The organism is Sphaerospermopsis reniformis (assembly GCF_005402885.1).
Lineage (GTDB): Bacteria > Cyanobacteriota > Cyanobacteriia > Cyanobacteriales > Nostocaceae > Sphaerospermopsis > Sphaerospermopsis kisseleviana.
Genome location: NZ_BJCE01000316.1, coordinates 1 through 4,996 on the forward strand (window position 1 = coordinate 1; position 4,996 = coordinate 4,996).

5 protein-coding genes and 1 pseudogene are annotated in these 4,996 nt (G+C 37.1%); 3 read left to right on the forward strand and 3 right to left on the reverse strand.

The window, feature by feature from the left end; all coding sequences use genetic code 11:
- Window positions 1-97, forward strand: a pseudogene (locus FFR48_RS25240) (creatininase family protein); the annotation flags it as partial.
- A gap of 173 nt (window positions 98-270) precedes the next feature.
- Here the strand turns inward: FFR48_RS25240 and FFR48_RS25245 are convergent.
- From FFR48_RS25245 to FFR48_RS25255, 3 genes are all read right to left on the reverse strand, one after another.
- The gene (locus FFR48_RS25245; protein ID WP_096567617.1) at window positions 271-1,662 is read right to left on the reverse strand and encodes a malic enzyme-like NAD(P)-binding protein; all 1,392 of its coding nucleotides are present in this window, start codon (window positions 1,660-1,662) and stop codon (window positions 271-273) included.
- 149 nt (window positions 1,663-1,811) lie between these two features.
- On the reverse strand, window positions 1,812-2,615 hold the full coding sequence (locus FFR48_RS25250; protein ID WP_137669265.1) for a Uma2 family endonuclease: 804 nt from the start codon (window positions 2,613-2,615) through the stop codon (window positions 1,812-1,814).
- Between the two features lie 428 nt (window positions 2,616-3,043).
- The gene (locus FFR48_RS25255) at window positions 3,044-3,637 is read right to left on the reverse strand and encodes a DUF1802 family protein (RefSeq protein WP_096567621.1); all 594 of its coding nucleotides are present in this window, start codon (window positions 3,635-3,637) and stop codon (window positions 3,044-3,046) included.
- 175 nt (window positions 3,638-3,812) lie between these two features.
- Here FFR48_RS25255 and FFR48_RS25260 point away from each other — a divergent pair, with 175 nt between their 5' ends.
- Window positions 3,813-4,772 carry an aldo/keto reductase gene (locus FFR48_RS25260; RefSeq protein WP_137669266.1) on the forward strand — a complete coding sequence of 320 codons (960 nt, stop codon included), beginning with the start codon at window positions 3,813-3,815 and terminating at the stop codon, window positions 4,770-4,772.
- Between the two features lie 24 nt (window positions 4,773-4,796).
- Window positions 4,797-4,967 (forward strand): hypothetical protein, encoded by a 171-nt coding sequence (locus tag FFR48_RS25265; protein ID WP_162501962.1) that lies wholly within the window; start codon window positions 4,797-4,799, stop codon window positions 4,965-4,967.
- The last annotated feature ends 29 nt before the right edge of the window (window positions 4,968-4,996 follow it).

The following is a 4,996-nucleotide window of genomic DNA, read 5'->3' on the forward strand; positions in this document are numbered from 1 at the left end:
TCCTGATTTAGCAACTCCTGAACATGGTAAACAATTTTATGATGTAGCTGTGGAGGAGTTGAGTAAGAGTTATTTGGAGTTTTTGCATCAGGAATAAATCCTGTAGAGATGATTTACACATCATCTCTATTTTGAAATAAATCAAAATTGGTGTATTATAAATTTATCACGTTCCAGCTAATAAACCTGTAATAATTGAGTATTTCATGGCTGTTTTGTCGTGAACATATATGAGAATTGTAAACCCACATAAGTGGGTTTGTCATTTTATTAACTTTGAGCTATACCTTCTTCCCGTGCAGCTTGTTTAACAGCAGCAGCAACTGCTGTAGAAACACGCTCATCAAACACGGAAGGTATAATATGTTCTCGATTTAAATCAGAAGGTTTGACTAAAGAAGCGATCGCATTTGCAGCTTCTAAACACATATTAGTTGTAATTGTTTTCGCTCGACAATCTAACGCCCCACGAAATACCCCAGGAAAAGCCAGAACGTTATTAATTTGATTGGGGTAGTCACTACGGCCAGTAGCCATGACTGCGACATTTTTAGGTACTAATTCTGGTTGAATTTCGGGGATGGGATTGGCCATTGCAAACACAATAGCATCCTTTGTCATTGCTTGTACCATTTCTGGTGTTAAAACTCCAGGTCCACTCAACCCAATAAACACATCTGCACCTTGGGTAGCACCTGCTAAAGTTCCTTGTGCTTTAACTGCAAATTCCCTTTTTTCGTCGTTCAAATCTGTGCGATTAATAGAGATAATGCCTTTAGAATCACACATCCAAATTTGTTCTGCGCCGGCTTTTCTGAGTAAACGAGCAACTGCGATCCCCGCTGCACCAGCACCATTAATGACAATGCGGATATTTGCAATTGATTTATGTACTAATTTCAAAGCATTCAGTAAAGCAGCTAAGGTAACAATTGCAGTACCATTTTGATCATCATGAAAAATTGGTATATCTAATTCTGCTTGTAGTCTTTTTTCGATTTCAAAACAACGGGGTGCAGCAATATCTTCAAGATTTACACCACCAAATACAGGGGCGATATTTTTGACTGCTTTGATGATTTCTTCTGTATCTTGGGTATCTAAGCAGATGGGGAAAGCATCTATACCTGCAAATTCTTTAAATAACATGGCTTTACCTTCCATTACGGGTAAAGCAGCACCAGGACCAAGATTACCTAAACCTAATACTGCGCTACCATCGGTGACAATGGCGACGGTGTTTTGTTTAATGGTGAGGTGGTAAACTTCCTCTGGGTTTTCGGCGATCGCTTTACAAATTCTTCCTACTCCTGGTGTGTAGGCCATAGCTAAATCAGAAACACTTTTTAAAGGAATTCTACTAGCAATACTGATTTTCCCGCCCCGATGTAAATTAAAAGTCCGGTCATAAACATCTATGACTTTAATATCAATTAGCTCTTTTACCGCTTGAACAATAGTTTCCGCTTGTTCTGTACTTGCTGCATCTACAGTAATATCACGGATAGACTCTTGGCGGTTTTGTTCAATTAAATCTATTTGTCCGAGATTACCACCACTAGAAGCGATCGCCTGTGTTACAGATGCTAACATCCCCACCCGGTTGGGAATTTGTAAGCGTAGTGTCACACTGAAACTAGAATTAGGAGTGAGATTTGTCATGGTGCGATAGTTAGATTTTGAATCTTAGATTTTATATTGAATTGCTAGTAAAATTGCAACTTTGATAAAAAATATGACATTTCATGTATAAGATTCAGATCCCGGACTTCTTAAAGAAGTCCGGGATCTATCAAATGTTTACTTTATCTTTAAGTAGGTAAATTATTCGGATCAATACCTTGAGAAAGTAAAAAAGCTATTAATCTCTCCTTTTCTTGTCTTTCTTGTTCTGCACGTTGTCTTTCTTGTTCTGCACGTTGTCTTTCTTGTTCTGCAACTTCTTTTTCTTTAGCAATTTGTTCTAAACCCCAAGGTAACAAATTACCATTTTTGTCCCACCACCTCAACCAATAACCGTTTCTACCTTCTTTTTCACCTTGCCAAGTTCCTAAAAATAACCCCATCTTTTCAATCCAATGATGACCATTTTCATCTGGTAATTGCAATTGATATCGGTCGTTTTTTAATTCATAAAATTCTAATAAACCACCATCAGGTTCAAAAATTATGTAAATAGGAACTTGTAAAACCTGTTCATAAAAAAACCATTTTCCCGGCGGATAACTCCGTTTAACAGAATATTCTCCACCATCATTATGAGATAAAAATTCCATGACTATTAAGGGAAATTCACCTTCTAAATATGATGTATAACTTCTACGTTCTGGTAAAACTTCTTTCACGGATGGTATATATAACCAATCTGGTGCTTTAACAACAATTTCACCATTAACTGTCGCACAAAGTCCAAAATTAGAAACTATTAGCATTTCTGGTTTGATAAAACCTGCTATTTCTAAACTTTCCCGTAATGCACCTGCTAAAAGCGGTTGTCCTGTATTTTCCACCGGTTCATCCTCTAACTGAAAATCATCGGGTAAAGCTTCCCAAGTGATTACCAGTTGTTTGACTGTTTTCGGTGCAGTTGTTGGTTCACTAAGTTGGGTTGCCATTTAGATTACCTCTGGTTGATTTATTTTCATTGTATACTAGGAGTCAGGATGTCCAGAATTTGGATTGATGATTTTTGATTGTTTAATATTTTTATTTGTCTGAATCAGGATGTCCAGGATTTTAGGATGTACAGGATGTAGTTTATTAGTTGTTTATTGGTGTTTAATATTTTATTTGTCTGCTCAATTATCTATATTTTATTTTTTTATAATACCAAAATTTAGTAATTAGTCAACTTAAATATTAATTAATTTACAAAATTAACAAAATCAAATAACCTGTAAATCATGAAATCACCAAAATCCCAACTCATCAAAATCACCACAAAAAACCCACATCCTAAAAATCCTATAATCCTGGATATCCTGATTCAGACAAAATCCAAAATCCTCAAAATCACCACATCCTGTAAATCATTAACTCCTACCTATAAAGATGTAGCATACAAATGATCGCCAATAATCCCACGAATAGTCTTAACTAACTTACCATAAACATCATCTGATAAAACCGCTTTTGAACCTTCTAACCGCACTTGTTGATTTAAATCAATCCAAGATTTACAACCACCATATTCAGGCAAATAAGGAATATACTGCACTTGGGGTAGTTTATAAGTTCGTAGTAACAGAATATATAAAGGTTGACGTGCTTTCCATTTCAGGCGATCGCTAATAAAATACTCGTTCCAAATATGAAAAGGCAATAATTTACTCACAATAGACTCATCCGCTACAGGTAAAATATCCGTAATTTCCGCCCAACTACCAATGCGAGTTGTTTCTGGATGCCATCCTGATGTAACGGGATAAACCAAATCAGCATATTCAGCTTTGAGCATAAAAGATTGTTGATGTTCGTAAGTAGGATGCAGTAAAACCTGTGGATATGCAACAGTAAAGCGTCCTCCCCGTTCATGAATACCACCTTTACGTAGTAACATAATTGTTTGTCCACTTTCTAAAGCATTTACAGCTACAGACCATTCTTTGAGAGCGTGAAAAGTGGTAGTCAGTTCCATGAGCGTCTTTTATTAGGTGATAGGTGATAGGTGATAGGTGATAGGTGATAGGTGATAGGTGATAGGTGATAGGTGACAGGTTACAGGTAATAGGTTAAAAGTTTAATGGTTTCCTCATCAATATCACCTTTTGTCAGAAATTACAGCAAAATTACAGCAAAATTACAGCAAAACTATGGAAAAACGCACACTGGGTACATCCACCGTTAAAATCACACCCATTTTAATGGGAACTTGGCAAGCAGGGAAAAGAATGTGGGTGGGAATAGAAGATGCAGATTCAATTAAAACCATTCGCGCTGCTTATGAAGCGGGAATAACAACTATAGATACTGCTGAAATTTATGGTGATGGACATTCTGAACAGATTGTAGCCCAAGCTTTGTCCGATGTACGCGATCGCGTGGAATATGCTACTAAAGTTTTTTCCAATCATCTCAAATATCAACAAGTGATAGAAGCTTGTGAACGTTCCCTGAAAAATCTCCAAACTGATTATATCGACCTTTATCAAATTCATTGGCCATCTGGTTCTTTTAAAAGTGAAATCGTTTCCATAGAGGAAACCATGAGTGCCTTAAATCACTTAAAAGAACAAGGTAAAATTCGCGCCATCGGTGTTTCTAACTTTTCCCGTGAACAACTAGCAGAAGCCGTTCAATATGGCAGAATTGATAGTTTACAACCAGCTTACTCCCTTTTTTGGCGCAATGTAGAAACCGATGCCATGCCTTATTGTGTAGAAAATAATATTTCAATTTTGGCTTATTCACCCTTAGCACAAGGATTGTTAACTGGTAAATTTGCCCCAGGACATAAATTTGATCCAGAAGATAACCGATCGCAAAATAAGTTATTTCAAGGAGAGAATTTTGAACGCGCTCAACAAGCATTAGAGCAACTTAGACCAGTAGCCGAAAAACATAATTGTAGTTTAGCGCAGTTAGCATTAGCCTGGTTAATAGCCCAACCCCAAAGTAATGCGATCGCTGGTGCAAGATATCCCCAACAAGCACAAGATAACGCCAAAGCCGCAGAAGTCAAACTTTCTGCTGAAGAAATAGCCCAAATAGACAATATTGGCCGCATTGTCACCAGCCATTTCGACAATACCGGAATTATGTGGGAATGGTGATAGTTGATAGTTGATAGTTGATAGTTGATTGGGAAACATCAAATTGATTACTCAGTCACCAGTTACCAGTCACCAGTCACCAGTCACCAGCTACCAGTCACCAGTCACTTGACACCTATCAGGAGTCATCACTTCCAATCCACGATTCCACATACAACACTTCACATTCACACTTCAGCTATAAATTTCTTCTAATTTATATATGTAACAGAAATCATCAAAAC